Source organism: Arthrobacter sp. HMWF013 (assembly GCF_003061105.1).
Taxonomy (GTDB): Bacteria; Actinomycetota; Actinomycetes; order Actinomycetales; family Micrococcaceae; genus Arthrobacter.
This window is the reverse complement of record NZ_QAIQ01000511.1, coordinates 1-3,140: the sequence shown is the minus strand read 5'-3', so window position 1 is coordinate 3,140 and position 3,140 is coordinate 1. Positions and strand designations below refer to the sequence as shown.

The window sequence follows — 3,140 nt, the reverse complement described above, 5'->3', positions numbered from 1 at the left end:
GTACCGGGGACCGCGACGAACTGCTTCCCGGCGTCACGGACCGTGCGTGGCGGCAGGTCTCTGTGACCTCGATGGAGTGTCTCGGCGCGCAGAAGTGCCCGATGGCGGAGGAATGCTTCAGCGAACTGGCACGCCACGACGCTGCCGAAGCCGACGTCGTGGTCACCAACCATGCCATGCTCGCCGTCAGCGCCTTTGAGGGCCTTGCCGTGCTTCCCGAATACGACGTCGTGGTGGTGGACGAGGCACACGAACTCCAGGACCGGGTCACCGGCGCGGTGTCAGGGCAGCTCTCCGTGGCAATGGTCCACGCAGCCGCTTCAGGGGCACGTAAGCACACGGCCATCACGGTGGACGCCCTCAACGCGGCCGCCGCCAACCTCGAACTTGCCCTGGCCGGGATGCCCAACGGGCTGCTCCCGAACGGACTCAACGACGAACAGCTGGACTGCGTGGACCAGTTGCGCGAAGCATGCCGGGCCGCGCTTTCCGATTCCAAGGGTGAGGGTGGCCAAACGGCCGACGGCGGGCGGCAGCTTGCCCGTTCACGGCTGATGCTCATCCTTGAACTCTGCGAACGGCTGATCGTTGCCAAGGAAAACCGCGAAGTGGTCTGGTTCTCGCGCGCCAGCACTTTCGATCCACAGCAGGGCTACGGGCAGCCGGATGACACCGCGCCGGTATTGATCAACATTGCGCCCCTCAGCGTCGCCGGGAAGCTCCGCGAGGGGCTCTTCGCCGGCCACACCGTGGTGCTGACCTCGGCCACCCTGGCTATCGGATCGGCCTTCGAACCGGCCGCCGGCGGGCTTGGGCTGGTAGGGGAGGGGGCGCCAAGCTGGACCGGCATCGATGTCGGCTCGCCGTTTGACTACCCCAAGCAGGGAATCCTGTATGTAGCCGGGCACCTGCCCAAACCCGGTCGTGGGGCCTCGCCGGAAGCCCTCGACGAACTCGAAGCGCTGATCCGTGCGTCAGGAGGCGGTGCGCTGTGCCTGTTTTCATCCCGCCGTGCTGCCGAGGAAGCAGCCGAGGCGATGCGGCCACGGCTGGGGCTCAGCATCCTCTGCCAGGGCGACTCCACCATGACGGCCCTGGTAAAGCAGTTCGCTGATGAGCCTGACACCTGCCTCTTCGGGACCATGTCCCTGTGGCAGGGCGTCGACGTTCCGGGCGGATCGTGCCGCCTGGTGGTGATTGACCGCATTCCGTTCCCAAGGCCGGACGATCCCCTGATGACAGCACGCTCCCGTGCCGTGGCACAGGCCGGCGGTAACGGGTTCATGGCGGTTTCGGCCACCCACGCGGCCATCCGGCTGGCACAGGGGGCGGGCCGGCTGATCCGGTCAACCGGCGACAAGGGTGTGGTGGCGGTCCTGGACTCACGGCTTGCCACTGAGCGGTACGCCGGATTCCTTCGCGCCGCACTTCCGCCCTTCTGGCCCACCACAGACCGCAAAACCGCATTCGCAGCCCTGGAAAGGCTGGCGAAAGACGGCTCTTGATCCGCAGGATCCGGACCGGATCCGGTCCGGGGGAGCGAGTGTGCCTTTCCTGACGACCAACAACGCGGGGTCATTTAACGTCCTTCGGAGTCCTTCCGAGGGACGTTAAATGACCCCGCGTTGCTTTTACCCGAACGGTCTTAGAGTGAGCGCAGGACCGAGACGACCTTGCCCATGATGGTGGCGTGGTCCCCAAGGATGGGCTCGTACTGGGTGTTCTGGGGCAGAAGCCACGTGTGGCCGTCCCGCTGCCGGAAGGTCTTCACGGTGGCTTCATCATCCAGGAGTGCGGCCACAATATCGCCATTGACGGCGTCGGCCTGCCTGCGGACAACCACCCAGTCGCCGTCGCAGATGGCGGCGTCCACCATGGAGTCGCCGGCCACGCGCAGCATAAACAGTTCACCCTGCCCCACGAGCTGGCGTGGCAGGGGCATAACATCCTCCACCACCTGATCGGCAAGGATCGGTCCGCCGGCAGCAATCCGGCCCACCAGCGGCACCATTGCCGTGTCCATCGCGGTGGGAAGTTCCGTGACGGTTCCCCCGATTCCGTGCATCACCGCGGGCTTTCCTGAGCCGCTGGGCTTGGTGGACCCGCCGTCCAGGGTGAGGGGCATCAGAACTTCCATGGCGCGCGGACGCTTCGGGTCCCGGCGAAGGTACCCCAGCTTTTCCAGCTGTGAGAGCTGGTGCGTGACGCTCGAGAGACTAGCCAGTCCTACGGTGTCGCCGATTTCCCGCATGGATGGGGGATAGCCGTTGTCGTTGACGGAACGCTGGATGGTTTCGAGGATCTTCTTCTGGCGCGCGGTGAGCCCTTTCGGGGTCCGTTGGGGCTGGCGGCCCTGCGGGTTCGCCTTGCCCTCGGCGGCTGGTGCTGCCATGTTCGCCATTGCCTTTCGGTTGCCCGGGTGCTTGTCCGGAGTAATTGTCAGACCCTCCTGATCAACTACTGAGGTGGTTGTTCTTTGATCCAAACGTAGGCCAGCCACAGGGCTTTTTCAAACATTTGTTCTAGCGAGTCTCGACAATGTTCGTTGATAAGTGCTAAAACTAAGAAGGCAAAGTTCGAACATGTGTTCTATTCGCTGTTGCGGGATTCGAAACCTGGTCCATTCGGCTCAGGCCGGACACCGCAGGCGGAAGCGCAGAACACACCGGGCAGCACAGTATGGTCCAGGAGGGCTCATTTCATGTCAGCTACATCTGCTTCACACGACTCCCGTCCGCAGTTCGTTTCGGTCCAGCACATCACCGCCGGGCAGGAGAGCAGCAAGTCATTGCCGCCGCTCCGCCTGACCCGCCGCGGCCGGATCGTCCTCTTTGGCATACCGCTGGTCATCCTGGCCGCCATCCTGCTTTCCCTGGCAGGTTTCCTGAATGCCCCAGCCAAGGCGGCCGATTCCGCTGCAGACCTCACGCTCACTCCGACGGTCTCCGTCACGGTTCAGTCGGGCCAGTCCCTGTGGGCCATTGCCGGTTCGGTGGCGCCCGAACGCGATCCCCGCGATGTCATCGCGGATATCGTCCAGCTGAACAACCTCTCTGCAGGCGGAGTTGTGCCCGGGCAGCAACTGTTCGTACCCACCAAGTAGGCCTCGGCGCGGCCCGGATTGCCTTGGAACTGGGCCC

The 3,140-nt window shown here is 64.5% G+C and carries 3 protein-coding genes; 2 read left to right on the top strand and 1 reads right to left on the bottom strand.

The features are described 5' to 3' along the window. Window positions 1-1,505: ATP-dependent DNA helicase (locus tag DBR22_RS17900; RefSeq protein WP_108600127.1), on the top strand; the 1,505-nt coding region annotated here is incomplete at its 5' end. 140 nt (window positions 1,506-1,645) lie between these two features. Here DBR22_RS17900 and lexA read toward each other — a convergent pair. Continuing rightward, window positions 1,646-2,392 carry a transcriptional repressor LexA gene (gene lexA / locus DBR22_RS17895; RefSeq protein WP_108600128.1) on the bottom strand — a complete coding sequence of 249 codons (747 nt, stop codon included), beginning with the start codon at window positions 2,390-2,392 and terminating at the stop codon, window positions 1,646-1,648. Between the two features lie 309 nt (window positions 2,393-2,701). Between lexA and DBR22_RS17890 the strand changes: the two genes are divergently transcribed. Next, window positions 2,702-3,103: a LysM peptidoglycan-binding domain-containing protein gene (locus DBR22_RS17890; protein WP_108600126.1), complete on the top strand. Its 402-nt coding sequence runs from the start codon at window positions 2,702-2,704 to the stop codon at window positions 3,101-3,103. The last annotated feature ends 37 nt before the right edge of the window (window positions 3,104-3,140 follow it).

Excerpts from the sequence above, each read along its gene's own strand:
- lexA (WP_108600128.1), bottom strand. The coding sequence starts at position 2,392 with ATGGCAGCACCAGCCGCCGAGGGCAAGGCGAACCCGCAGGGCCGCCAG.
- DBR22_RS17890 (WP_108600126.1), top strand. The coding sequence starts at position 2,702 with ATGTCAGCTACATCTGCTTCACACGACTCCCGTCCGCAGTTCGTTTCG.